1 protein-coding gene is annotated in these 1,020 nt (G+C 62.8%); it reads right to left on the bottom strand.

The annotated features are described in order from the left end of the window. Positions 1–1,020: group II intron reverse transcriptase/maturase (gene ltrA, locus L1249_RS17390; RefSeq protein ID WP_137095255.1), on the bottom strand; the 1,020-nt coding region annotated here is incomplete at both ends.

A 1,020-nucleotide genomic window follows, 5' to 3' on the forward strand; every position in this document is an offset into this window, starting at 1 on the left:
CACGCTTCAGTATCTCACGGACACGCTGCATCATACGCTTCAGGCTGGTCTTGGCTAGCGTCAGTTTCGGCTGCTTGTGCCGAGTGAGACTGTAGCCCAGATAGCCGCGTTTCCATGGCCGATCCACCGCACTTTTGTGGCGGTTGACCGTCAGCCGGAGTGAGTTCTCGAGATACTCACTCAAGCTGTCCATGACACGCTCGCCTGCCCGCCAGCTTTTGACATACACCTGCACGTCATCGGCGTAGCGGCAGAAGCGGTGGCCTCGGCGTTCCAACTCCTTGTCCATGTCGTCCAGAAGGATGTTCGCCAGCAGCGGGCTGAGGGGCCCACCTTGGGGCGTCCCTTGCCGTCTCGGCGTGGGCAAGCCGTGCTGGAACAGGCCCGCTTCCAGGTAGCGGCGGATCAGACGCAGCACGCGCTTGTCGTTAACGCGCCGCGCGACCCGTGCCATCAGCAGGTCGTGGTTCACTCGGTCGAAGAAGGCTTCCAAGTCGAGGTCGACCACCCAGCGGTGGCCAGCGGTGACATGGGCCTTCATGGCCGAGACGGCCTGCTTAGCGCTGCGCCTGGGGCGGTAGCCGTAACTCGACGCGGAGAACGCAGGGTCGAAGATGGGCATAAGCACCTGTAACAGCGCTTGCTGGATCAATCGGTCGGTAACCGTGGGAATGCCGAGCTGCCGTGTCCCACCCTTGGGTTTGGGGATGACGGCGGCTCGGGTCGGGCTAGGGTGATACGCATCGGCCAATAGCCGCTCGCGCAGCGTTGGCCAGTACTGCTTTAGGTGGCCCGCTAACTGGTGCACCGTCATGCTATCGACACCCGGTGCGCCTTTGTTGGCAACCATCTTACGGTAAGCCCGCTGCATGTTCTCCGGGTCAATGACCCGTTCCATGAGCGAGGCTGACTCCGCTTTCGTCCACGATAGCGACGCCGGGATCGTCTCGACGCTCACCGGCTGGGACGCGGGGTACTGCCCCTGCCCCTCTGGGTGAGTGACGGTGTTAGCGCCATGGT

The sequence above is a fragment of the Halomonas sp. Cn5-12 genome (assembly GCF_021532545.1).
GTDB classification, from domain to species: domain Bacteria; phylum Pseudomonadota; class Gammaproteobacteria; order Pseudomonadales; family Halomonadaceae; genus Vreelandella; species Vreelandella aquamarina.